Origin of the sequence: Halarsenatibacter silvermanii (assembly GCF_900103135.1) — a bacterium.
Classification (GTDB): Bacteria; Bacillota; Halanaerobiia; order Halanaerobiales; family Halarsenatibacteraceae; genus Halarsenatibacter; species Halarsenatibacter silvermanii.
This window is the reverse complement of the sequence record NZ_FNGO01000015.1, coordinates 1-24,064: the sequence shown is the minus strand read 5'-3', so window position 1 is coordinate 24,064 and position 24,064 is coordinate 1. Positions and strand designations below refer to the sequence as shown.

The 24,064-nt window shown below is 49.1% G+C and carries 20 protein-coding genes and 1 pseudogene; 15 read left to right on the top strand and 6 right to left on the bottom strand.

The annotated features are described in order from the left end of the window. Positions 1-47: 47 nt before the first annotated feature. The 10 genes from hemA to hemL are packed head-to-tail and all read left to right on the top strand — an operon-like array spanning position 48 to position 10,084. Positions 48-1,352, top strand: a complete 1,305-nt coding sequence (gene hemA, locus BLT15_RS08580) for a glutamyl-tRNA reductase (RefSeq protein ID WP_089760729.1) — start codon at positions 48-50, stop codon at positions 1,350-1,352. Next, a complete protein-coding gene (locus BLT15_RS08575; RefSeq protein WP_089760727.1) occupies positions 1,349-2,020 on the top strand; it encodes a precorrin-2 dehydrogenase/sirohydrochlorin ferrochelatase family protein in 672 nt (223 codons plus the stop codon). The genes hemA and BLT15_RS08575 overlap by 4 nt, the downstream gene beginning before the upstream one ends. 38 nt (positions 2,021-2,058) lie before the next feature. Beyond that, positions 2,059-2,988 (top strand): hydroxymethylbilane synthase, encoded by a 930-nt coding sequence (gene hemC, locus BLT15_RS08570; RefSeq protein ID WP_089760726.1) that lies wholly within the window; start codon positions 2,059-2,061, stop codon positions 2,986-2,988. 3 nt (positions 2,989-2,991) lie between these two features. Continuing rightward, positions 2,992-4,527, top strand: a complete 1,536-nt coding sequence (gene cobA, locus BLT15_RS08565; protein WP_200769728.1) for a uroporphyrinogen-III C-methyltransferase — start codon at positions 2,992-2,994, stop codon at positions 4,525-4,527. Further along, on the top strand, positions 4,520-5,731 hold the full coding sequence (locus BLT15_RS08560; RefSeq protein ID WP_089760723.1) for a radical SAM/SPASM domain-containing protein: 1,212 nt from the start codon (positions 4,520-4,522) through the stop codon (positions 5,729-5,731). Before cobA ends, BLT15_RS08560 begins: the two co-directional genes overlap by 8 nt. Then, positions 5,728-6,702 carry a porphobilinogen synthase gene (hemB, locus tag BLT15_RS08555; RefSeq protein ID WP_200769727.1) on the top strand — a complete coding sequence of 325 codons (975 nt, stop codon included), beginning with the start codon at positions 5,728-5,730 and terminating at the stop codon, positions 6,700-6,702. The genes BLT15_RS08560 and hemB overlap by 4 nt, the downstream gene beginning before the upstream one ends. 1 nt (position 6,703) lies before the next feature. Then, positions 6,704-7,738 carry a radical SAM/SPASM domain-containing protein gene (locus BLT15_RS08550; RefSeq protein ID WP_089760721.1) on the top strand — a complete coding sequence of 345 codons (1,035 nt, stop codon included), beginning with the start codon at positions 6,704-6,706 and terminating at the stop codon, positions 7,736-7,738. Between the two features lie 4 nt (positions 7,739-7,742). Then, on the top strand, positions 7,743-8,213 hold the full coding sequence (ahbA, locus tag BLT15_RS08545; RefSeq protein ID WP_089760720.1) for a siroheme decarboxylase subunit alpha: 471 nt from the start codon (positions 7,743-7,745) through the stop codon (positions 8,211-8,213). A 4-nt stretch (positions 8,214-8,217) separates the two neighbouring features. Then, positions 8,218-8,742 (top strand): siroheme decarboxylase subunit beta, encoded by a 525-nt coding sequence (gene ahbB / locus BLT15_RS08540; protein WP_089760718.1) that lies wholly within the window; start codon positions 8,218-8,220, stop codon positions 8,740-8,742. Between the two features lie 52 nt (positions 8,743-8,794). Further along, positions 8,795-10,084: a glutamate-1-semialdehyde 2,1-aminomutase gene (gene hemL, locus BLT15_RS08535; RefSeq protein WP_089760716.1), complete on the top strand. Its 1,290-nt coding sequence runs from the start codon at positions 8,795-8,797 to the stop codon at positions 10,082-10,084. A 135-nt stretch (positions 10,085-10,219) separates the two neighbouring features. Here the strand turns inward: hemL and BLT15_RS08530 are convergent, their stop codons facing one another. From BLT15_RS08530 to BLT15_RS08515, 4 genes are all read right to left on the bottom strand, one after another. After that, positions 10,220-11,125, bottom strand: coding sequence for a DUF8155 domain-containing protein (locus BLT15_RS08530; RefSeq protein ID WP_089760714.1), 906 nt, complete (start codon positions 11,123-11,125; stop codon positions 10,220-10,222). Between the two features lie 107 nt (positions 11,126-11,232). Then, on the bottom strand, positions 11,233-11,496 hold the full coding sequence (locus BLT15_RS08525) for a hypothetical protein (RefSeq protein ID WP_089760712.1): 264 nt from the start codon (positions 11,494-11,496) through the stop codon (positions 11,233-11,235). Continuing rightward, entirely contained in the window at positions 11,486-12,877 is a 1,392-nt protein-coding gene (locus BLT15_RS08520) for a replicative DNA helicase (protein WP_089760710.1), read from the bottom strand. The genes BLT15_RS08525 and BLT15_RS08520 overlap by 11 nt, the downstream gene beginning before the upstream one ends. 136 nt (positions 12,878-13,013) lie before the next feature. Then, the gene (locus tag BLT15_RS08515; protein ID WP_159429876.1) at positions 13,014-14,075 is read right to left on the bottom strand and encodes a DnaD domain protein; all 1,062 of its coding nucleotides are present in this window, start codon (positions 14,073-14,075) and stop codon (positions 13,014-13,016) included. 436 nt (positions 14,076-14,511) lie between these two features. On the opposite strand from BLT15_RS08515, the gene BLT15_RS08510 reads away from it, so the two are divergent. Continuing rightward, positions 14,512-15,810, top strand: coding sequence for an adenylosuccinate synthase (locus BLT15_RS08510; protein WP_089760706.1), 1,299 nt, complete (start codon positions 14,512-14,514; stop codon positions 15,808-15,810). 62 nt (positions 15,811-15,872) lie between these two features. Further along, positions 15,873-17,294 carry a phosphoribosylglycinamide synthetase C domain-containing protein gene (locus BLT15_RS08505; RefSeq protein WP_089760704.1) on the top strand — a complete coding sequence of 474 codons (1,422 nt, stop codon included), beginning with the start codon at positions 15,873-15,875 and terminating at the stop codon, positions 17,292-17,294. A gap of 4 nt (positions 17,295-17,298) precedes the next feature. On the opposite strand, the gene cysK is transcribed toward BLT15_RS08505, so the two are convergent. Both cysK and BLT15_RS08495 read right to left on the bottom strand, forming a co-directional pair. Continuing rightward, a complete protein-coding gene (gene cysK, locus BLT15_RS08500) occupies positions 17,299-18,219 on the bottom strand; it encodes a cysteine synthase A (protein ID WP_089760702.1) in 921 nt (306 codons plus the stop codon). A 276-nt stretch (positions 18,220-18,495) separates the two neighbouring features. After that, entirely contained in the window at positions 18,496-19,854 is a 1,359-nt protein-coding gene (locus BLT15_RS08495; RefSeq protein WP_089760700.1) for an alanine/glycine:cation symporter family protein, read from the bottom strand. 736 nt (positions 19,855-20,590) lie between these two features. Here BLT15_RS08495 and fsa point away from each other — a divergent pair. From fsa to BLT15_RS08480, 3 genes and pseudogenes are all read left to right on the top strand, one after another. Then, positions 20,591-21,235: a fructose-6-phosphate aldolase gene (gene fsa / locus BLT15_RS08490; RefSeq protein ID WP_089760698.1), complete on the top strand. Its 645-nt coding sequence runs from the start codon at positions 20,591-20,593 to the stop codon at positions 21,233-21,235. A 13-nt stretch (positions 21,236-21,248) separates the two neighbouring features. Further along, positions 21,249-23,228 carry a transketolase gene (gene tkt / locus BLT15_RS08485; RefSeq protein ID WP_345788693.1) on the top strand — a complete coding sequence of 660 codons (1,980 nt, stop codon included), beginning with the start codon at positions 21,249-21,251 and terminating at the stop codon, positions 23,226-23,228. A 563-nt stretch (positions 23,229-23,791) separates the two neighbouring features. Next, a pseudogene (locus tag BLT15_RS08480) lies at positions 23,792-24,064 on the top strand (hypothetical protein); the annotation flags it as partial.

Sequence of the window (24,064 nt, the reverse complement as noted above, 5' to 3'; positions counted from 1 at the left end):
TTTTTGACTCAAAATTTTTGCATGCTCACTCCGGAGGTAGCGACTTTATGAATGAACTGATATGTACAGGTCTCAACCATAATACCGCTCCTCTCGATGTCAGAGAGATGGTGGCACTGACATCGAAGGGAAAGATCGAAGCGGCTCAAAAATTTAAAGATTATGAGGAAATATCCGGCTGTGCAGTGCTGGGAACCTGCAATCGTCTTGAGATATACATGAGTTCTGACGATCCGGAAACAAGTCTTGAGCGGGCCGAAGATTTTTTGCACTCGGAAGCCAGCCGGGCTGATTATCTTCAGGATGCCCTTTACCGGTGTCGGGGAGAGAAGGCAGCCGAGCATATTTTCAGAGTTGCCTGTGGAGGAGATTCGATGATCAAGGGCGAGCCGCAGATTCTCAATCAGGTGAAAGAAGCTTATAATACCGCAGAAGAACATGGGTGCTGTGATACCCATCTTCACGAAGTCTTCAATAGAGCTTTGAGGACCGGAAAACGGGCTCGCACAGAAACAGAAATTTCCGAAAATGCTGCCTCAGTGGGATATGCTGCCGTGGAAATAGCCCGTCAGGAGCTGAAGGCGCTGGAAAAAAGCAGCATGCTTATCGTGGGGGCAGGCGAGATGGGACGAGCTGTCATGAAAAATATGCTGGAAAGAGGAGTTCAATCTCCAACCATAGCCAATCGCAGCTATGAGCGCTCGGCCAAACTGGCCGATAGGGTGGGAGGAAAAGCTATAGAAATCGATGAACTCCCCCGGATGCTTGATCACTTTGATATCGTCATCGGGTGTACAGCTGCACCTCATTACGTTATCTGGCGGGACAAACATGGTGAGATTATAGACGAAAGGGATAAATCCCAGCTGATGATAGATCTGGCTGTACCGAGGGATATAGATCCTGAACTGGAAGAATTGTCCCATGTCAGCTTATATATGATAGATGATCTGGAAGAAGTTGTCGATTCCGGTCTTGAAGAGAGATCGAGAGCTTTAGCTCAGGTGGAGGAGATAATAGCTGAAGAAAAGGAGAATTATATCTGCTGGCGCAGAGAGCGTCAGGCAGTCCCACTGATCAAAGCGATGCAGGAAAAAGGTGAGGAGATAAGGCTCGAGGAACTGGAGCGGGCCATAGAGAGAATTGAGGAGGTAAGAGGAGAGATCTCGCGCTGCGAAAGACAGGTGCTGGAAGATTTGACCAGTCAGATCGTAAAAAAGCTTCTGCACCATCCCATGATCCAGACCAAAAAGATGATCGAGCAGAACGGTTCCTGTGAGACTTCCGGAGATCTATTCGAGACCGTCTCCCGTCTGTTTGCTCTGGAAGTTCAGGAGGATTCCTGGCAATGAAGGACTATCCTGTCTTTTTAAGGCCTGAATATATGGACTGTCTTGTAGTGGGGGGCGGCAGCGTGGCTGCTCGAAAAATTGCCGGGCTTCTGGAAGTCGGAGCTAAAATCACCGTCATCAGCCCCGAACTGACAGCAGAAACAGAAGAGCTTCTGGCAGGAGAAAAAATAACCCATCATAAGCGTTCTTTTCAAACCGGCGATCTGGCCGGTTTTAATTTCGTAATAGCCGCTACCTCCAGCAGCGACACCAACCGAAAAATTGCCCGCCTGGCTCATGACCGGGACGTGCTGGTAAATGTGATCGATAATAAAGAACTTTCGAGCTTCATCGTTCCAGCTGTCTGCCGCAGGGGACCGCTGCAGGTAGCCATCTGCAGCGGAGGAGCCAGTCCGGCCCTGGCAGCCGAGGTTAAGCGAAAAATTTCCGGGGATTTCGGGGAGGTATTCGCTCACTATCTGGAGATACTGGCGGAGATGAGACCTCTAATCAAAAGCTCAGTTGACCCGGAAAGACGCCGGAAGCTTCTGCAAAAAGCGGGAGGAGAGACACCGGTCGAATATCTCCGCCGGGGAGAGATTAAGGCAGCTCTCGATTTTCTGAGGGGACTGCTGCCCTCCTCTCTGAAAGTTGAACTCGATAAAATCATTGATGAGAAAAATTTTTGATCTGAAAAGCAATGAACAGGCAAAGGATGTGAGCACAAATGAAGAGAAAAAAAATAGTGATAGGCACCCGGGCCAGCGAGCTGGCTCTCACCCAGGCTGAGGAGATAGCTGAAACTCTGGAGGATAACCTCGCTGACCGGGATATCGAGATTGAAATAGAGAAAATTGTGACTACCGGCGACAGAGTCATCGACCAGCCGCTGGCTAAAATCGAAGGTAAAGGGATCTTTCTCAAAGAAATTGAAAAGGCCCTTTTGAACGGTGAGATAGATCTGGCCGTGCACAGTCTCAAAGATGTTCCCACCGAGCTGCCTGACGGTTTAAAACTGGGATCGCTGCCTATTCGTGAGGATCCCCGCGATGTTCTTATAGCTCCCGGCTTTTCAGGGCTGGAAGATCTGCCCCGGGGGGCTGTCGTAGGCACGGGCAGCCTGCGCCGGCAGACCCAGCTTCTGCAGAGGCGCTCCGATCTGCAGGTTCGCGGGATAAGGGGCAATGTCGATACCCGGCTGCAGAAGCTCCAGGATGAGGATTATGACGCTCTGGTCCTGGCAGCTGCCGGACTTAAACGTCTGGACAGGAGTGGAGAGGTCACAGCATATTTCCCACCCGATGAATTTTTGCCGGCTGCCGGCCAGGGAGGGCTGGCTCTGGAAATCAGAGAAGATAGCTCCTGGTCGGAAAAAATACTGCAGAGCATAGAAGATCAGAAGGTAGCCCGTTGTCTGACTGCTGAAAGGAAGTTTCTGGCCGCACTGGGCGGCGGCTGTCATGTGCCTATAGGCTCTTATGCCCGCGTAAAGCAGGACAGGATTGAGATCTCTGGTATGGTGGGCGGTGAAAGAGGAGAGGAGTATTATCACAGGAGCAGACAGGGCCCTTTCGAAAAAGGAGAAGAACTGGCCGTCGAGCTGGCTGAAGAACTGCTCGCCCGGGGAGCAGCCGGGCTGCTCGATAAGGAGGTATAAATGATGAATGATGAAATTCACGGTGAGGTTTATCTGGTCGGCGGCGGTCCTGGTGATCCCGGTCTTTTAACCTGTCGGGGACGTCAGCTGCTGGAGGAGGCAGATATTATTATTTACGATCGGCTGATCGAAACCTCCCTGCTCAATCATGCCGGAGAAGAATGCGAATTGATTTACGCCGGAAAAAAACCGGGAGCTCACAGTTTGACTCAGGAAGAGATTAATCAGCTGATGGTGGATAAAGCTTCCGCCGGCAAAAAAGTAGTCCGTCTGAAGGGGGGCGATCCTTTTCTTTTCGGCAGAGGCGGAGAAGAAGCTGCCTATCTTGAGGTGCGCGGAATTGCATTTCAGGTTGTACCCGGTATAACTTCAGCTTTATCCGTGCCGGCCTATGCCGGCATACCTGCCACCATGCGCAAAAAAGCTTCCTCTGCTGCGGTGATCACCGGCCACGAAGATCCCGACAAAGAGGAGAGCAGCCACAGCTGGCGCCATCTGGCCCGGGGGCCTGATACGCTAATCTTTCTGATGGGAGTTGGCAACCTGCCTCGCATCAAAAAACGCCTTATAAAAGAAGGGCTCGAGCCCGAGACGCCGGCTGCTATCATAGAACGCGGAACCCGGCCGGGACAAAAAACGATCTATTCCCGGCTCAAAGAGGTCGACAGCTATGTTGAGGATGATAAGGTATCGCCTCCTGCCGTCATAGTGATCGGCGAGGTGGCCGGAGAAGGAGAAAAGCTCTCCTGGTTTAAGCGGCGTCCGCTGCGGGGCCTGAGAATATTAAATACCAGGCCGGCTCATCAGGCCCGTCGGCTGACCCGCAGGTTGCAAAAGGCCGGTGCTGTAGTCCGCGAAGCTCCGGCGATAAGCATCGTTCCACCCCGGGATTTTTCTGAACTCGATGACTCTCTTGCCGATATAGATGATTACGATTGGATAGTTTTTACCAGTCAGAATGGAGTGGCCAGCTTTTTCCGCAGGCTTCAGAAGCTGGGAATTGACATCAGGCAGCTGGCCGGAGTGAAACTGGCCGCCATCGGCAGCCGAACCGCCGATAAACTCGAAGAAAAAAAACTGACCGTGGACTTCACTCCGGAGGAATTTGTGGCCGAGGAAGTTCTGAGCGGTCTCAGGAAAAGAACGAATCCGGACGATAAATTGCTTTTGCCCCGCACGCCCAGGGCCAGATCGCTGCTGGTAGAAGGTCTTAGAGAGGATGGTCTGTGGGTCGATGAAGTAACAGCCTACCGAACTGAAGCTGCTGAACTGCCTGAAGATGTGATCGAAGATATAGATGACGGCAGTTACGATCTGGTAACCTTCACGAGTTCTTCGACCGTCACCTGTCTCTGTCATCAGCTGGAAAGTGAAGGAGCTGAATTTGCCAGCCAGGGCGCCGCTATCGGACCTATAACTGCTGAAACGGCCCGGGACAAAGGACTTGAGGTAGCAGTAACTGCCGAAGAGTACACCTGCAGGGGATTATATCAGGCGGTGCTGGCAGAATTCGGAAGAGGGGTGAGCGCCAATGCTTAATCTGTCAAGATTGCTGGCAGAAAGCGGCAGTGACAGTATGGATGACAGCCTGCGTTACAGCAGAGAGAGCAGGCACAGCTCCTCCGGCACCGGGAGAAATAGAGGTCCGGTGGTGGTCTGGAATATAACCAGAGCCTGTAATTTATCCTGCCGGCACTGTTATGCCGGCGAAAAATCCTCTCCTCACCCGGAAGAAATCAGCACCGGAGAGGCTTTAAAGGTCATTGAGGATCTGGCCCAATTGAATGTGCCGGTCCTGCTCTTTTCCGGAGGAGAGCCCCTGATGAGGGATGATCTGGAAAAGTTGATAGAGCGGGCGCGGAGACTGGGAATCAGAGTCGCTCTATCCAGCAACGGCACCCTGCTGACCGAGCAGCGGGCCCGCAGGCTTGAATGTCTGGACCTCAGCTATATCGGTATCAGCATCGATGGAGGTCCTGAACTTCATAATGATTTTCGCAGAGATAATTCCGCCTTTGAAAGATCGATAGAGGGGCTTCGCCGCTGTCGGGAGATAGGTCAAAAGGTGGGGCTGCGCTTTACCATGGTGGAAGAAAATCGCCGGGCTCTCTCTGACATTTTCCGGCTCATGGAAAGAGAGGATATTCCCCGACTCTGCCTTTATCATCTGGTTCCTCAGGGACGGGGGATCAATTTCAGGGACAGGATGATGGCCGCTGAAGAAAAAAGGGTTCTTCTGGATGAAATTATAGAGCGGGCAGATGATCTGGCTGACCGCTCTGATAGATGGCAGATATTGACCGTGGCCAATCAGGCAGATGGAGTTTATCTTTATTTGAAATTAAAAGAGTCGGGTGATCCCCGGGCGGAAAAAATTTACCGCTATCTGGCCCGAAGCGGTGGAAACAGATCCGGTCAGGCCATCGCCTGCATAGACTGGCAGGGCAAAGTTCATCCGGATCAGTTCAGTTTTTCCCATAACGTCGGTGATCTCAAAAAGCGCTCTTTTATCGATATCTGGCGCGATTCGCCAGTTGAACTGCTGCAGAAGTTGAGAAAGCGCGAGGAGTATATAAAGGGCCGCTGCAGCCGCTGTCGATGGTTTGAAATTTGTGGTGGCAGCATGAGATCGAGAGCAGAAGCTTTGACCGGCAGCTACTGGGCGGCTGATCCGGGCTGTTATCTTAAAGAAAAGGAGATAACAGCTGATTCAGCTGAGAAGATAGGGAGGCGATCAATATGATGAGGAATAGGACCAGAAGACTTCGGTATGACAGCAATCTGCGCGATCTCATAAGCGAAAATAGAGTTGTTGTCGATGATCTGATCTATCCTCTTTTTGTTAAAAGCGGCAGCGATATCAGGGAGGAAATTCCCACACTGCCGGGAAATTTTCGCGTTTCTCCCGATGATAAATTGAGAAATGAGGCGGAGAGAATACTGGAATCCGGACTTAAAGCTATCCTTCTTTTTGGCATTCCCGAAGATGAAAGAAGGGATGAAACTGGCAGCCAGGCGCGGGCGGAGGATGGTCCGGTTCAAAAGGCCTGTCGGCTCCTGGATGAGGAATATCCCGAGCTTTTTGTGATAACCGATGTCTGCCTCTGTGCCTATACATCTCACGGCCAGTGCGGGATTTACCGCGACGGTAAAATTATCAATGATGGAACTCTGCCCTATCTGGCCGAGACAGCTCTTTCACATGTTCGCAGTGGAGCGGATATGGTGGCTCCTTCTGATATGATGGACGGCCGGATAAAAGCCATAAGGGATAAGCTGGATGAGAAGGGTTACAGCCGCATTCCGATCATGTCCTATTCGGCTAAATACAGCTCGGCTTTTTATGGCCCTTTCCGTGCGGCTGCTGATTCCGCTCCGGCCGAGGGAGGTCGAGCCACCCATCAGATGGATCCGGCCAATTCCCGGGAAGCGCTCAAGGTCGTGCGCCGTGATGTAAAAGAGGGGGCCGATATAGTCATGGTCAAGCCGGCCCTCGCCTATCTCGATATTATTCACCGTGTTCGACACGAGACCGAGGTTCCTCTGGCCGCCTATAATGTCAGCGGAGAATTTGCCCTGGCCTGTCAGGGCGATCAGGCCGATCTGGTTGAAAAAAAGGCCATTCTGAATGAGATTCTGACTTCGATACGTCGGGCGGGAGCTGATTTGATTATAACCTATCATGCTCTCGATTTTGCGGAAGAGGGTCGTTAAGATGAAAATGATTTCCTGGAATATAACCCGCCGCTGCAATCTTAAATGTCAGCACTGCTATCGCGATTCTGGTCCCGATTCTGGCAGTGTGGAGGCAGAGCTGACCACGATCGAGGGACTTCAGCTTTTAAATGAAATAGCAGAAGAGGGCTTTTCTCTGGTTATTTTCAGCGGCGGTGAGCCCCTTATACGCTCAGATCTGGAGGAGCTGGTTGCCGAGGCCAGCTCGCTGGGCATGCATCCCGTTCTGGGCACGAATGCCGTGAGCTTAACCGAAGAGAGGCTTTCGAGTTTAAAAGAAGCCGGCCTGCAGGGGATGGGCATCAGCCTCGACAGCTATCAGCCGGATCAGCACGATGAATTTCGCGGGGTGGAAGGTGCCTGGCAGAAAGCTGTCAGAGCAGCTAAGATGTGCGCGGAAAAAGGGATGCCCGTTCAGATAAACGCCACCATTTCCCGGGATAACTGCGGAGAGCTGACAGAAATGATCGAACTCTCCGAGGAAATTGGCGCCCGCTCTTTTCACCCCTTCTTTCTTGTTCCCACCGGGAGAGGGAAAGAGATAGAAGAGGCAGCTCTACGTCCGGAAGAGCATCAGGAAGTGCTCAAACGAGTTTTACGGCTTGCTGGAGAAGCTGATGTGAAGATAAAACCCACCTGTGCGCCGCAGTTCATGGCTCTGGCCGAGGAAATGGGAATTTCTCTTCCCTACAGCCGGGGTTGTCTGGCCGGCGTCTCCTACTGCTGTATTCTTCCGGAGGGAGATGTTCATATCTGCCCTTATCTGCCCGTGGCAGCAGGCCATGTGAGGGAAAAATCTTTTTCACAGATCTGGCAGGAAAGTGAAATTTTTGAGCGGTTGAGAGACTTTTCGCAGTATCGGGGCAGTTGTGGATCCTGTTCCTTTATCGATGTCTGCGGGGGCTGCCGGGCCCGGGCTTATTATTATTCCGATGGCAGTTCAAAAGATAACGTACTGGCCGGTGATCCCTGGTGTCGGGTCACAGCTGCCGGTCGCGAAAGTGAGGAGGGTTGATGAGATGGAAAAGCTTTCCGAGCTTGATCGCAGGCTGCTGACCGAAGCTCAAAAAGGGCTTGAGCTCTCTTCAAAGCCCTTCGCCGAGCTGGCTGAAAGAGTCGGCCGTGATAGAGAGGAAGTTATCGATCGGTTAAAGAGCCTGCGAAAAGAAGGCTTCATCCGCAGACTGGGAGGCATATTTAACTCCCGTAAACTGGGCTGGCAGAGTCTTCTGCTGGCAGCTGAAGTTCCCGGCGATAAATTTTATGAAACTGTCGAATTGATCAACTCGCATCCGGGAGTGACCCATAACTACCGGCGCAATCATCGTTATAATGTGTGGTTCACCCTGTCGGTGCCGCCTGATGATGATCTGGATGAGGAAATTAAAAGGCTGGAGGAGAAAACAGGCATAGAATTTTTGCGCCTTCCCCGACTGAAACAATATAAACTGGGCGTTAAACTGGATTTTGAATCGGAGAAAGGTGGCTGATCTTATGGGACAGGACAGCGAAAAGGAGAAAAAGCTGCCCTCTTTTCTGGATGAACTCGACTGTAAAATTATTTCCGAACTCCAGTCAAATTTACCGCTGGTTGAGCGTCCTTTTGCCCGCCTGGCCGAAGATCTGGGAGTCTCCGAAGAAAAAGTTATCGACCGGTTAAAAAGGCTTTCGAGAGAGGGAATTTTAAAGCGAATTGCCCCCATAGTCTCGCAGGAGAAGACAGGATTTAGAAATAATGCCATGGTGGTCTGGCAGGTTCCCGAAGAAAAATGCGATAAAGTTGGCAGCCAGCTGGCCGAATTTGATTTTGTCAGCCATTGTTATCGCCGGCCGACAGCTGAGGGCTGGCCCTATCAGCTTTTTACCGTCGTTCATGCCACTTCCGGGCAGGATCGCAAGAATAAATTCGAGAAATTGGAATCGGCTGCCCGAGAAGCAGCAGGTGAAACCGGAGAAGTAAAGTTCAAAGTTTTAAAGACGCAGGAAAAACTCAAAAAGCAGAGCCTCAGTTATTTTTGATCGACTGATTGACTATTATCAATTTTATCCAAATTTAATTTAACAGGAGGGGATGATGATGTTTGAACGCTCTCGTGAGGAATATGAAAGGGCCTGTCAGTATCTTCCGGGCGGCGTCAACAGCCCGGCTCGTTCCTTCTCGTCTGTGCGGGAGGAGCCGGTTTTCATCGAGAGAGCTGAAGGTTCTAAAGTTTATGATATCGATGGTAACGAGTACATAGACTTCGTCAGCTCCTGGGGGCCCATGCTCTTTGGGCACTGTCAGGAAGATGTAATTGAGGCAGTTTCCGAACAGCTGGACAAAGGAACCAGCTTTGGAGCCCCGACCATAGTGGAAACTGAGATGGCGGAAGAAATAGCCGATCTAATTCCCACCGTTGATAGAGTGAGAATGGTGAATTCTGGAACAGAAGCGACGATGAGTGCAGTGCGTCTGGCCCGGGGTTATACCGGTCGGGATAAGATAATCAAGTTTACCGGCAATTATCATGGTCACGGCGACAGCTTTTTGATCAAGGCCGGCTCTGGTCCTGCCACCCTCGGTCTGCCCGACAGTCCCGGAGTTCCAGAGGATCTGGCCAGCCTGACCATCTCAGTGCCTTACAACGATGAGGAAGCCATACAAAAAGTTTTTGAAAAAGAAGGAGACGATATTGCCGCTGTAATCCTGGAACCGGTGGCTGCAAATATGGGAGTCGTACCGCCACAGCCGGGCTTTCTGGAATTTCTCCGCCGGATCACTTCGGAAGAGGGAGCTGTTTTGATCTTCGATGAGGTCATGACCGGCTTCCGGGTAGCTGCCGGAGGAGCTCAGGAATACTATGAGGTCGAGCCTGATCTCACCTGTCTGGGTAAGATTATCGGTGCCGGCTTTCCCGTGGGAGCCTTCGGAGGTAAAGCCGAAATAATGGATGAAGTAGCTCCCAAAGGGCCTGTTTACCAGGCGGGAACTCTTTCCGGCAATCCTCTGGCCATGACAGCCGGTCTGGAGATGATGAAGCTAATTCAGCAGGAAGGAGTTTATGAAGAATTGAAGAATAAGTCCGACTATCTGCGTGAGGGCATGGAGGAGCTCAAACGGGAAATAGATCTGCCGCTCTCTATCAATCAGGTCGGATCTTTATTGAGCCTTTTCTTCACGGATGAGAGGGTGGTCGATTATGAAACTGCTACTTCTTCCGACACCGAACTTTATGCGGAATATTTTCAGAATATGCTGCGGGGAGGCATTTATATAGCCCCTTCCCAGTTTGAGGCTATGTTTGTTTCAGCAGCTCACAGCCGAGAAGAGCTTGATGAGACTCTGGAAGTAATGGAAGCTTCTCTGAAAGAACTGGAATAAACTTTTTTCTAAATCATAAATTAAAACGCGATCAAAAACTCCCCCGGTTCCGATCTGGCCGGGGGTTTTTCATTTTTCTGTGGTCTCGCGCAGAAAGCACTATTTTTTGGCCGAAAACTAAACCAAAACACAGCATTAAATATTTAGCTGTTCGATTTCTACAACAACTGATTCTCCTGGTTTGAAAGATACATCCGGACAGATCAGCCGCGCTCCCAATCGATCTGTCAGCGAAGCGAATAAAGATAGGCCGGCAATGGGTTTTTTACTGGCAAAAACTTTTATCGGCTTCCACTTTATAAGACTGCCCTGCAGCGTACCCACTTCTGTTCCCAGAAGCTCGATCGATCGGTCTTCCTGGGCGAATGAACCCCCACTGCTAAAATGCGGCAATCCACCATCCAGCGGTATATTCCCGCTGTCATCTGCTATGCCAGCGAAGAATTCTCCCGGGGCGGGATGCACCGGCAGATCAAGCAGTGCAAAAGTTTTTCCAGCCTCCCTGACTTTCCCTCGACCTTCCCAGGGGACAGGATTCACATCGACCTCTATCTCCAGGGGTAAAGAGCCCGATGCTCTCAAATGATTTGCATCCCGGGTTCTGAATCCAGCATGCAGATGATTTTCTACCCAGGGTGCAAAAAAGCCGCTCCGCACAGTTTTACCCAGCGTATCCCCGGCTTCTATCTTCTCCCCCACCGATACAGCAGGCTCAACATGCATTATCCGGGCTATAGTCGGCTCTCCATTTCCTGTGTTATAATCCAGGTCTCCTTTTTTAGTATCGATAATTATCAGATAATCCTCTTTTTCAGCATATGGTTTTGAAGGTGTCTGCACGGTCTGAATGTCAATTATTTCCCCGGCAGCTGGAGAGGGGGCTGTGTCATCAGGGGGATATAGGTCGATCGCACATCCTCGCTCATGAGAGGTATAGGGAGAGTTATAGCGAGAAAATTGTTCGTACTGATAAAGAACTTTTGCTGGAATAGTTATGGTATTTTCCGCTTTGTGTTTTTTCCTTTTTTCGGAAAGCGGCATAAATCTGGCACTCCTTAAATATTCTTGACATTATTGGATTCCACTGATAACCAGATTGAATGAAACATCGGAGTGTCCTTTTCAAAATAGAATAAAGGAAAAGCTGGTCATTTTTGGGAGTGGTCCTCTATTATTTTGTCCGCTCCTGAGTCTGTTCTCTCCGGATGCGGTATCGGCCCCGGTTCATAATCAGGGAAGATCTCCTGCAGTTTATTCTTCAATTTATCTTCCTCAAATTTTTCAATATTGTCCAGCAGTTCCTGAATCTCTGAAAACTGCTCCGGACTTATCTCATTTTTCTCCTGGAGCTGTGAGTAATTATTATAGAAAACATAAAAAATTTTCAGTCCCAGGCCTTTCTCATCCTTCATCAGGCATGCTCCCTTCTATCGACATGTTTTCCGGATCGAGAAAGCGTATATGGTCATCATCAAAAATAAGCTTGAGCGATCCGGTCTGGCCGGTCCTCTGTTTTGCCACTATTATATCTGTTTCTCCTACTGTTCCCTCCATCTCCGCCTGTTCGCGGGCGGCGGCACTTGTCTGTTCGTGCCGGTAAAGGAAAACTACGCTGTCAGCTATCTCCTCGATATTGCCCGAATCGCGCAGGTCGGAGAGCACCGGTCTTTGATCCGAGCGATTTTTGTAGCTTCGGCTTATCTGTGATATCAAAATCAGGGGTAGATCCAGTTCCGAAGCCAGATTTCTGAGCTGCAGCACGATATCTCCAATAGCCCGGGCTGTATTTTGCGGGGAATCGTCGGAGAGCTGAATCATCTGCAGATAATCGATAATGACCAGTCCCAGCTCATCGAGCCTGGCCTTAAATTTGCGCAGCCTGGCTCTGATCTGAGCCACATTAAGACCTCTTTCATCGGAGATCATAAGGGGGTATTCGTGCATATCATTCAAAGCCCGGGAAATTCTCTGATCTTCCTCCTCATTGGTGTGTCCCTGGCTGTATTTCCAGGCATTAACTTCGGCTTCCTGAATTATAAGTCTATCAACTATTTCCGGGGCAGCCATCTCCAGGCTAATGATACCGACGGGCACATCTCGCTCCAAAACATTTTTGGCTATGTTGAGGGCGAAGGCAGTCTTTCCCATCGAGGTGGAAGCGGCGATTACCGTCAGATGCCCTTTCTGAAAACCACCGATAACTCTATCCAGCGTCATAAAACCGCTCTGTACTCCCACGTCGGCCCGGTCATGCCGGCGGTCTACATAAGACTCATAGGAGTTGAGCAGCGCTTCCTCCATGGAAAAGATATGCTTTTCGACGTCTGAAGTCTCGCTGGTAGCTTCGAATATCAATTCCTGAGCTCGTGACTGGTATTCATCTATGGTGAGATCGGAGCGGTCAGCCAGATTTTCCAGGCTTTCAGCTGTGCGGCGCAGCAGATGACGCTGATAATGCTGCTTGACCAGGTCTATAGTGGGTTGAAGTTCATCCCGGGTGTTAAAGCCGGAGGTTAAACGTTCAATTAATTGCTCCGGATTCTCTACAAAATCCTCCTCCTGGAGTTTGATCATGAGTTTTGTGCGGGAAATCGAACCGTTCTGCTGAAACTGCTCGAGCAGATTTTCGTAAATTGCCCTGGCCTGAGGATGGGATATGTGTTTTGGCTGAATTTCGTCTGCCGCCTGATCTATTTCTTCGGGAAACTGCAGAAGAATTCCCAGAAATTGAAATTCCCGCTCACTTCTGCCCGGTTCCCGCAGTTCGGAGGCGGTCTGATCCTGTTGAACCATAATTATGCGGCCCCGATTTTGAGGCCTGCACCTCCCTGCTAGACTGATTTTATGCTGTTATTAATGCATTTTCATTTTAACAAGATATTGATTCAATTTCAGCCGCTTTTCCAGATTTGGATCTTAAGTCAAGTATTTACTTCTGCCAGAGCATATCCTTCCAGGTTTGCCCGGAAGCAGAAGTTGATCCTGAATTTTGCTCTCTCCGGGTCTCGCGATCGGTTCGGGTTTTTTTTATGTGCTGATTGCTGCGATCATTCAGCACTTTTTGGGCCTTTTCTCTGGTGCGGGCCCCCGCTTCTTTGAGGGGTTTTATGTAATTTCTCTCGATATAATCAAGAGAAGGCCGCCCATCGCTTTTTTGTTTTACAGCTTTCTCCACTGCCAGGAGAGCAGCTTCCAGAGATAAAGCCTGTGAACCGCTCAGCCAGCCCTGCAGGGTTTCCAGCTGGATAGGATTTAACTCATGGTAGCTGTTAAAGCCGTACATCATGGCCAGTTCTCTTGTTTCGCGATAAAGGCGGTCATATTCCTGCAGATCTTCCAGGGTGAATATCTCCTTTTCATACCAGTCTTCCACAATTGCTCTCAGATAATAATGAGCTCGATGAGAGGGATTGCCCGGATTGTCGGTCCATTTTTCGACCCGGTTTAAAAGCTCCTTGAGCAGTTCAGATGGGAAGTCCTGCTGCCATTTTTCTACCTCGCTCACCAGCTCTGGCTCGGGTTCTGTCCTGACATCTTCCGGCTGATCGATGGTCCCGCTCAGATATCCCAAAAGACGCTCAAAAATTTTATCTTCTGATGATGATCTGCTGCCTTTATCTCTTTTCGGGTTAGTGCTGGCTGTTTCTGCCGGCATCAGTTTTTCAGGGTAGAGCTTAAGTTCCAGCAGCGTACCGCGGGGATGAGATTTCTCTTCAGCAGAGATTGCCCCCAGCTCTTCCAGCTTCTCAATTCCCGAATCGAGATCGCTCACATCACCCGGCAGCAGGTTGCAGAGTTTTTCTCTGCGGATTGTGCAGGGATTTTTATGGGCACCCGCAGCCGCTAAATACATGAATATGCTGAGACTGTTCTCGGAAAACCGGGCGAGAAAACCGGCTTTAATAGCTTCTTCTCCTATTTTATAGGTGTCTGAGCCAGTTTCCAGGCTCAAAAGAGCGCTGTTCCCCTTCTGGTTTTGAGTTTTAGACATAGTATTTCCCCCAGCTCGTTCATTAAAATTTTGTCTGCTGTGGATCATTATATATATTGGCAATTAATAACAGAGGTAAAGAGATAATCGAACGGAAAAGTCTGCTATGTAAAAGAGGTGGTTTGCGGACCAGTATTATCGGCGGCAGGTATGATCGACAAAAAGTGATCAGATGTTAAATCGGAAAGGTTAAAATCTTATCGCGTAATTCTATATTTCTTTATACAGATTAAAATTCCTGCTGAAAGTGCGTTCAGTTTTGCTTCCATTTCTTTTCCCTCTCTTTTCTCTGCTCTCTCTCTCTGAGTTTTTTGACTGCCGGCATCTTATTTGCTAATATTAACTTGTGTTAAAATCTCTAATGGCAAAATTTTCTTTTGTTATGTAGAAACTGGCTGCTTATTGAGAAAAGCTAACTGGAAAGGCGGGTAATTTTATGAGCAGTAGAGTAATAGTAGGAGCACAATGGGGAGATGAAGGCAAAGGCAAGATAACCGACTGGCTGGCGCAGTCTTCTGATGTGATTGTGCGCTATGCGGGAGGCAGCAACGCCGGTCATACTGTAGTTGTGGGCGATGAAAAATACGAGCTTCATTTGATTCCATCGGGAATCATACATGAAGAAACTGAATGCATAATCGGGAGCGGAGTTGTGGTAGACCCGGCCGTGTTGATGGAAGAGATGGATAAATTGATCGATAGGGGTATAGACTTCGATAATTTATACATAAGCAAAAGAGCACATCTGGTGCTGCCTGGCCACCGCCGGCTTGATAATCTGGAGGAAGATCGCAAAGGAGAGGATAAAATTGGCACCACCGGACGCGGGATCGGTCCGGCGTATGCTGACAAGGTCGGCCGCCGCGGCCTCAGGGCTATCGATGTGCTTTCAGAGGCTAGATTGGAGGAGAGATTGAAACCGCTGGTCAATTATCACAACCGACTCCTTGTCGATATTTATGAAGAAACACCTCTTGATTATGAGGAAGTAAAAGAGGAGCTGCTGCGATTTGGCCGCCGGCTGGAATCAAGGATAATCGATGCGGTGATTAAGCTTGAGAATCTTCGCCGCCAGGATAGCGAGATTCTTTTCGAAGGAGCGCAGGGGGCTTTGCTCGATCTTGACTTTGGCACCTATCCCTATGTGACCTCCTCCAATCCCGGCAGCGGCGGCGTCTCTACCGGAGCCGGCTTTGGCCCCACACGTCTGGATGAGGTGCTGGGAGTCTGCAAAGCCTACATCACCAGGGTGGGAGAGGGACCAATGCCCACCGAGTTAGAGGGAGAGATGGGCGAGACTCTCCGTCAAAAGGGAGGAGAATTTGGAGTCACCACCGGGCGCCCCCGCCGCTGTGGCTGGCTGGACCTCCCGGCCCTTCGGCATGCGGTCAATTTTAACGGTCTCACTTCGCTGGTGCTTTCAAAGATAGATGTGCTGAGCGGCCTCGATGAGATAAAAGTTTGTACTTCTTACCGGAAAAATGGAGAACTATATGAGTTTATGCCGGCCGAAATCAGCGCAAAGGTGTCCAGCAGCAATTTTACTCCTGAGTACGAAACTCTTTCCGGCTGGGATGAGGACATAGAAGGCTGTCAGAATTATTCGAAGCTACCGGATTCTGCTCAACGACTCGTCGAGCTTATAGAAAAAGAAACTCAGACACCGATCAGTCTGATCAGCACCGGCCCCGAAAGAGAGGCTATCATCGACAGGGCAGGAATTCTGAATAACTGAGATTCTCTGAAATTTCTTTTCGGATATCTGCAGCTGAAAACTGAAAGCAGGGGGAAACTTATATGAAGGTTTTGCTATTGATGGCCCAGAATATAAAATGTCATGCTTTCGCCTGGAAATTGGCCCGCGAAAAAGAAGTGGCCGAAATTTTTGCCGCGGGAAAGACAGCCCGTCAGCCGGGTGTTCGAGAACTGGTCAGATCGGCGGCAGTTACGCCGGACTCTTCTGCAGAAGAGATCGGCAAAATTGTCAAAAAAAATAACATCGATCTTTTGTTGATGGGGCCAGAGTTTATGAAGGCCGGCAGCTCCGATTTTGATTTAGAAGCTCTGGCAGCAAACTGTCCGAAGACAGGGGTGCTGGCACCTTCCCGGGAGCTGTTAAAGTTAACAGGATCTTCAGCGGCCTCCACCCGGTTTTTTCAGGAAGATGATATACCGGTTATCGATCGCGGAGTTTTTTCCAGCCGCGAAAGCGCTCAAAAATTTCTACAGGAAGCTGACTATCCCCTGCAGCTGCGGCGAGAATCCGATGAAAGCTCCTCAGTAGAAGAACGGTTAATTTTGACCGCCGATAATATTTCCGGTGCCAGGGAAAAGCTCGACCAGCTCGGTTTCAGGTCAGCTTCTTCCGGGGAAGAAAGAATAATCATTGATGAGATTCCAGCAGGCGATCGCATGGCAGTTTTTGCCTTGAGCGATGGCGAAACACTCCTGCCTTTTTCCTCAGCCCGGATCTGCCGTCGGGTATTTTCCGGAGGAGAAGGCCCCTTAACTCCCGGCATGGGAGGTTATTCCCCTCTGCCGGCGATTTCTCTGGCAGAAGATCAAAAGATATACCGGCAGATTATGATGCCGATATTCGAGGGGTTGAAAAAGAGAGGTATAAATCCGCGTGGACTTCTGGAAGTCGAACTGATAATGGGTGAGGCCGGCCCCAGGGCTGCGTCTTTAAAGCCGGGCCTCTCTTCTGCAGCAGCTCCGCTGATTTTGCCCAGATTAAAAGAGCCTCTGGCTCAAAAGCTGTTGCAGACGGCCGAGGGTGAAATTAAGGGCAGAAAGATGGACTGGCAGGATCGAAGCTCGGTAAATATAATGCTGACCTCCGGAGGTTATCCTCTGGCCTGTGAGCAGGGATTTGAGATATTCGGGCTGGAGGAGGCCGGGGAGCGGGAAGGCGTTCATATATTTTACCATGGGATGGAAGAACAAGACGGCCGGTTTATGACCGCAGGCGGCCGGGTGCTGGGAATAACAGCGCTGGCTGGCGATCATTTTACGGCTGTCGATAGGGTCAATCGAGCTGTAGAGATGATAGGTTTTCAGGACAAACACTATCGTCAGGATATCGGATCGGGGGCAGTTTTGGATCTTTCATCCCCGGCCGCCCGAAATGAACCTCCGGAAGCCAGGCCAGAAAGAGATGAAAAAGGCCAGAGAAGATTTCAGGATAGAGATTTAGGTCCCCGTCAGGATGATTTTTGAGATGTTATGAACCGAATATTTCCATTGAGAGATAACGCTCGCCATAATCAGGTGCCACAGTCAGAATAGTACTGTTATCCGGGGCGTTTTTGGCCACCTTCAAAGCTGCAGCCAGAGCCGCTCCCGAGGATATCCCGGTCAGCAAACCCTCCTGGCGGGCGAGTTCGCGGGTTTTTTCTTCAGCTTCAGCGTCGCCCACCGTGACTATACTGTCGATCAAATCCTGCTCGATTATATTCGGCACAAAACCGGCTCCAATGCCCTGAATTCCGTGAGAACCAGCCTCTCCCCCTGAGAGTACCGGTGAGTCTTCCGGTTCCACTGCCACAATTTTTGTATTCGGGCTTTCTTTTTCGAGAACCTGCCCCACTCCGGTTATGGTGCCTCCTGTTCCCACTCCTGCCACGAAATAATCGAGTTCCTCTCCGAAGTCATCGAGGATTTCTTGGGCGGTCGTTTCCCTGTGAGCTCCGGGATTGGCCGGATTGTTGAACTGATCCGGCATAAAATAATCTTCATTTTCCTCCGCCAGCTGTTCAGCCCTGGAGATAGCACCGTTCATGCCATCCTCGCCTTCGGTTAAAATCAGCTCGGCTCCGAAAGCCCGCAGCAGATCGCGCCTCTCCTGACTCATGCTGTCGGGCATTGTCAGAATAACTTTATAGCCGCGGGCGGCCCCGATCATGGCCAGGCCGATACCTGTATTGCCGCTGGTAGGTTCGACGATCACTCCATCCTCTGAAAGCTCTCCTTTTTTCTCTGCTTCTCTGATCATTCCGAAAGCAACCCTATCTTTAACGCTGGATCCCGGATTATAGGCTTCTAACTTTAGATATATTTCGCTGTTTTTTTCTTTACCCAGATTTTGCAGGTGATAATGCGGGGTATTTCCAATTAGTTCCGAAACTCCCTGTTGAATTTTCATGATTTTACCTCCTGTGAATTATCCAGCTTCTGCCAGATGTACTTAATCTTTAGTATTTTACTTATCATTAAATCATTATAACTTATCACAGCCTGATGTCAAGTTTTACAGAGGGGATAAACAGTTCAGCTATATAGAAAATTTAAAACTTCAAATAAAAAGACTTAATGATTTAACATAATGGATTAAAATATGGGAAAGTAAACATAAAAAAAGCAGAGGAAAAAACTCTTCTGCTTCTGGCTTTGCTGTTTTGCGGGGGGGGGAGTTATTCCTTTAAGCGGACTGCTTGTGCTCAACCAGGTAATCGTCTTTTTCCTGGGCCAGTTTTTTGGCCAGAAAGATCAGCGCGATTAAGTTGGGGGCTGCCATCAGACCGTTGAGAGTATCAGCCAAAAGCCAGATGGGTTCCAGAGCGCCGACAGCACCGATAAAGAGGAATATCAAAAAGATAAATCTATAGGGCATAACTGCTTTTTTACCAAAGATGTAACGCCAGCTTTCTTCGCCATAAAAAGACCAGGTCAGCATGGTGGTGTAGGCAAAGACTATGATGCTGATATTGATGATGTAGCCTCCTGGCCCCGGAAGACCTCTGGTGAAACCTTCAGTAGCCAGAACGACTCCGGTTTCTCCGGTGGGAATGGAATCGGTAACCAGCACCACCAGAGCAGTCATAGTGCCAACTATGATGGTATCTATAAAGACCTCCCAGATTCCCCACATTCCCTGGCGGGTTGGCTTATTTTTGGCCTGAGCGTGAACTATCGAAGCAGCTCCCAGCCCGGCTTCGTTCGAGAAGATTCCGCGGGCTACACCGAACTGGAGAGTCATTCTGACTGTTGCACCGGCAAATCCGCCCGCAGCTGGAGCTGGACTGAAGGCAAGCCGGAAGATATCGGCAAAGGCAGCGGGGATTTCCGTGATATTGAGTATTAGAATTATTATTGCGCCTATAATATAAAAGACAGCCATTATGGGTACCAGACGTTCGGCCACCCGACCGATTCGTTTGATTCCGCCCAGAATAACCAGAGCCACGAAGAATACTACCACGACTCCCGTGATGTATTCGGGGACGGCAAAACCATCGCGAGCGGCTTCGGCCAGAGTGTTAGACTGAACCATATTGCCGATGCCCAGGGCAGCTACACCGGCCAAAAATGCATACAGCAGGGCCAGCCAGTTCCACTTTTCTCCCATTCCGTTTTTGATGTAATACATGACTCCGCCAGAAAAGCCATCTCCAACTTTTTCCCTGTATTTAATTCCCAGGGCGGCTTCTCCGAACTTGGTGGCCATTCCGACCAGAGCTGAAATCCACATCCAGAATACAGCTCCCGGACCACCGAGGGCCAACGCCGTGCTGACCCCTGCTATGTTTCCCACACCAAGAGTGGCCGCCATAGCAGAGCTGATGGCCTGAAAGGAGGATAAGACCCCGCCTTCTTTTTCTTCAGCTCTGCTGAAATATCGCCCAAAGCTTTCCCTCCAGGACAGGCCAAAGTGTGTGAATTGGAAAAAATCTAATCTTATGGTCAGATAAAGTCCTGTGCCCAAAAGAAAGATGATAAAGGGAGGGCCCCAGACAATTTCATTGATAACATCATTAATGTTAAGTATGAAATCAAGCACCCTAAATCACCTCAAGATTATGATTTTTTTGGATTCTGCAGAGATTCTTTAATAAAAATTATCCCCCCTAAAACAGCAAAAACCCCAGGATCGGAAAAAACAGCCGGTTTCATTCAAACCGGAAAGCTTTGCCCTTACTTTCTAATCTGTAAATATTATAATGCATTTTATCTGTTTTTTTCAAATTTTCAAAATTAAACAACCATTAAGAAGGTTAAATTACTCCATATGGCCTAATTAAGCGGTTCTTCTTGTTATCAGTTGATAGATATCGTATAAGATCACTATCATGACAATGATAGCTGGAAAATATAAAGTAAAGTGATACTCAAAATTTTTCGAAGAAATATGATGATATTGATTATAAACATTCCAGCTTATTAATAATTTATGAAGTCACTTTCGGCCAATTCCACAAATATTTCACCGTAGTAAGAGACTATGTCACCATCAGAGTGATCTGGGTTGGTCAGAGCAGAAGATTTAATACAATAAACGATTTTTTCTCCAGTATTTATCTTTGTAAACCATTTTGCTTTTCTATTGTTAAGATAATGTGTTATAATTTATTATGGCAGGTCTGAATTGCTTGTATTTTTAAAGAAGTGCGGAGAGAAATATTTTTGTTTGAGAAGAAAAGAGATTATTGAAATATTACAGGACTGAACCAGAATAACGTCAAATTGATCAAATAGGAGATAAATTGACAAAAGCAATCTGCAAGGGGGTTTTTATTATGAAATTATTTATCGATACTGCCAACATTGAGGAGATAGAAGAGGCGGTTGAGATGGGGGTAATAGACGGAGTTACGACCAACCCCTCGCTGGTTGCCAGCGAAGGAGGAGATTTTGAAAATAGGGTTAAAGAGATCTGCTCTATAGTAGATGGGCCGGTCAGCGCCGAAGTTATCAGTCTGGAAGCGAGCGAGATGGTAGAAGAGGCTAGAGAACTGGCCGGCTGGGCGGATAATGTAGTGGTTAAAATTCCCATGACGGAGGATGGGCTGAAAGCGGTCAAAGCTTTAACCGAGGAAGGAATTGATACCAATGTCACTCTGGTGTTTTCACCCTCACAGGCGCTTCTGGCTGCCAAGGCGGGAGCCACCTTCGTAAGTCCTTTTGTGGGCCGGCTGGATGATCGTTCCAAGGACGGGATGAGATTGATCGAGCGGATATGTAAGGTCTATGATAATTACGATTTTGAGACCCAGGTTTTGACCGCCAGCGTGCGCAGTCCCCGTCATGTGATGAGAGCAGCCGAGCTCGGTTCCGACGTTGCAACATTGCCCTATGAGATACTGAAAAAACTGACCGACCATCCGCTGACCGATATAGGTATAGAGAGATTCCTTTCGGATTGGGAAGATGCTCAAGAATAAAGGGGGAATGGAAATGAAGATGCTACAAAAGACAGCAAATACAGTCAAAGGACTTGCAGTTGATGCAGTAGAAAAGGCTGGCTCTGGACATCCCGGTATGCCGGTGGGATGTGCAGAGCTGGGAACTTTTTTGTTTGCCGAAGTGATGTCTCATTATCCGGAGGAGCCAGAATGGCCCGACCGGGACAGATTCGTACTTTCAGCCGGTCACGGTTCGATGCTGCTTTATTCGCTTTTGCATTTAAGCGGATATGATCTTTCCCTCGAGGATTTAAAAAATTTCCGTCAGCTGGATTCTCCTACCCCGGGTCATCCCGAGGCCAATGAGACAGAGGGAGTTGAAACCACCACCGGCCCGCTCGGTCAGGGCTTGAGCAACGCTGTGGGGATGGCTGTTGCCGAGAGAATGCTGGCCGAACGTTATAATACGGAGGAACATAAAATAGTGGATCATCACACCTATGTCCTGGCCAGCGATGGTGATTTGATGGAAGGAATCAGCTCTGAAGTCGGTTCGCTGGCCGGACATCTGGGCCTGGGCAGGTTGATAGTCTTTTATGATTCCAATCAGATTTCTATCGAGGGAAGCACAGATCTGACTTTCACGGAAGATGTGCCCGCTCGTTTCGATGCTTTTGGCTGGCAGACGATCGAGTCGGTCAGCGGTTATGACTACGATGAACTCAGAGAGGCTGTAAAAGTAGCTCAAAAAGAAAAAAATAAGCCCACCCTTATCGAGGTAAATACTCAAATCGCTAAGGGCGCGCCCACCATGGAAGGGGACGCAGGTTCACATGGGGCTCCGCTGGGAGAAGAAGAGATAAAGGGGCTGAAAGAAAACATCGGATTCCCTCCTGAGAAAAAGTTTTATGTACCTGATGAGGTGCGGGAATTCTGGCGGGACAGAAGGGCTGAGCTCAACGACGAATATCTCTCCTGGCAGAATGAGTTCGAAAGCTGGCAGCAGTCTAATCCCGATCTGCATGAGAGCTGGCAGAGTGCCCACGATCTGGAAATTCCCGAAAGTCTGTATGGCAGCCTGGAGGAGCTCGATCTCGAACTTGACACCGCCACCAGAAAATCCGCCGGCAAAGTATTGAGCACCGTTATGGAGGAGATTGATTATCTTGTAGGAGGCTCTGCTGATCTGGCGCCCTCGAACAAAACCTACCAGGAAAATATGGGCGAGATTCAGGAGGATGATTTTGCCGGTCGTAATTTCCGTTTCGGTGTGCGCGAGCACGGCATGGGCGGAGTCGTCAACGGAATTTCGCTCCATGAGGGCATACGACCTTTTGCAGCCACTTTTCTGGTGTTTTCTGATTACATGAGGCCTGCTATAAGACTGGCAGCTTTGATGGGGCTGCCCAATATTTATGTATTCACTCACGACTCGATTTTTATAGGGGAGGACGGCCCGACTCATCAGCCGGTTGAGCATCTGGAATCGCTGCGCCTGATTCCCAACCTGCAGGTTCTTCGGCCGGCCGACAGCGAAGAAGCCTGTCAGGCCTGGCAGCAGGCGCTGGAATACAGAGAAGGCCCTACCGCACTTATACTTACGCGTCAGACGCTGCCCTATCTGGAAAAGGACAGCGAGCCGGAAATTTCCCGCGGGGGTTATGTGCTCAAAGAAGCTGCAGATCCGGAAGTAATTATGATGGCCAGCGGGAGTGAGGTTTCACTGGCCGTGGAAACCGCCCGCAGGCTGGAGGAAAAAGACGTAAAAGCCCGGGTTATATCCGTGCCTGATAGAGAGAAATTTTTCCGCTCTCTCCAGGAGGATGAAGAGATGCTGAGTCCGACTTCCTCTCTGAGAGTTGTGTTAGAAGCGGGAGTGGGTCAGGGCTGGTACCAGTTTATAGGTTCGGATGATATGATATTGTCCATGGAAGAATTTGGCCGAAGCGCTCCCGGGGAAGAGGTGGGCAAATACTTCGGCTTTGATGCCGATCAGTTCTGCAGATCCATTCTGGAGAATCTACAGGGATAAATTATAAAAAAGATTTAAATAACCCGCTTTCGATTTTAATCGGGCACCGGCTCATTATTCGAGGATTCCTGCCTGACGGCAGTTTTAATCGGACAATTGGGCCGGTGCCTGTAAATTTTTATCTGGATTCAGGCTATCGAATCATATTCATATTTACACTGCTTATTATTGGAAGCTATGATGCTCTGTTCACAATGAAATTTTCCAGTATCACTTCGCTATGTTTCGGATAAAAACCAAAAATAATGGTTTTTTCCGGGGCGATCTTCTGCTATAATAATGTGTATGAATACATAAAAGGACATTTTTCTTTTGTGTTAATTGCTGGTCCTTTTCATTCCCTGGAATAATATTGACTTCAGCTCCTGCAGCAATTAATCTGGAGGTGGATAAATTTTGCCGGATAACTTTAGCTTATTAACATATTAGCAAAGCAGATTTAATTTTATTGTCCTATCAATTAGTTCATCGGCTGCTACAAGTCGACTCAAAACGTCCAAAAATCGGGGAGTAACAGCAATCAATCTTTCGAGCAAAATAAAATTAAAAATAGGAGTGTTAATATGTTCGCAGGCAAAAAAGCGCTGTTCATAAGTCTTTTGGTTATCTCCGCAGTTTTAATAAGCGGTGGTATAACAGAAGCTGTCATGCCGCATACAGGCATGGATTCTGTTGATGTAGATCTGGAGGGGCTTGACCCCATCGAGATCACAGCCGCCCATCCCAGTCCGCCCGATGATTATCTGCAGGACCATGCTTCGATGATGGCCTTCAAGGAATACGTGGAAGAAGCCTCAGAGGGCAAGATAAGCGTCAACGTATCGCCGGGAGGAGAG